Consider the following 806-nt stretch of genomic DNA (forward strand, 5'->3'; position numbering starts at 1 on the left):
TCGTTCCTCCTTCTCGAGGGTGACGCGTACGTGGGATGATGACGACTTAGGATTACGGTGAGTTTTGAAAATTCGGATTCTTACTTAAACCGAAGAATGCATAGAATATAAAAAGAGCGATAGGGCATTTGGCCTTATCGCTCTTTTTGATTTTACTTAGCTAGCGAACAGAGACTAGATAACAGAAATGTTTCTGATTAGCCTGCGTTGTATATTTAAACCGCGATTTCACCGCCGTCTTCTCGACGAATCACAACCGTAGATGCTCTTGGGCGGACTTTGCCTTGAGTTTGTGCGGTTGCATCTTCAGACGATGGCCAGTTTGCCGGGTGTTGAATGTTCACAAACAGTGACTTGAAATCTGGGCTTATGGTAAAGCCTGTTACTTCACATCCGTTTGGTCCCACAAAGAAACGCTTTAGCTGCGCTTGATTGTTTGCATCAATTACCGCGCTGTTGCCTTGGTCATCCGTTAATTGAGATGGAACCACTGCCAGCATTTGGTCATTGGTGTAGCCAGTGACTTCGTCTGCGCCATTATCTGTCTGAATCCATAAAATACCACGAGCATCAAACGCTAAGCCGTCAGGACTCGCGAACTGGTTCATGTCTGTTAGACCAGAGCGGTTAATAGACTTGTCTTCCACTGCTGGTGAACCAAATACGAAGATATCCCAATCGAACTCGCCTGCCGTTTTGCCTTCATCCCAACGGATAACATGACCGAACTTGTTGTCTACGCGAGGGTTCGCAGAGTTCGCTTCTTTACGCTTGTTGTTATTAGTCAGCGTTAGGTAAGCCGTACC

General features: G+C 46.2%; 1 protein-coding gene. It reads right to left on the reverse strand.

Annotation, left to right across the window (positions count from 1 at the left end):
• Positions 1–215: 215 nt before the first annotated feature.
• On the reverse strand, positions 216–806 hold a 591-nt coding region (locus tag AB4512_RS14335; protein ID WP_372175083.1), incomplete at its 5' end, for a PhoX family phosphatase.

Origin of the sequence: Vibrio sp. 10N.222.52.B7, assembly GCF_041474275.1 — a bacterium.
Classification (GTDB): domain Bacteria; phylum Pseudomonadota; class Gammaproteobacteria; order Enterobacterales; family Vibrionaceae; genus Vibrio; species Vibrio crassostreae_C.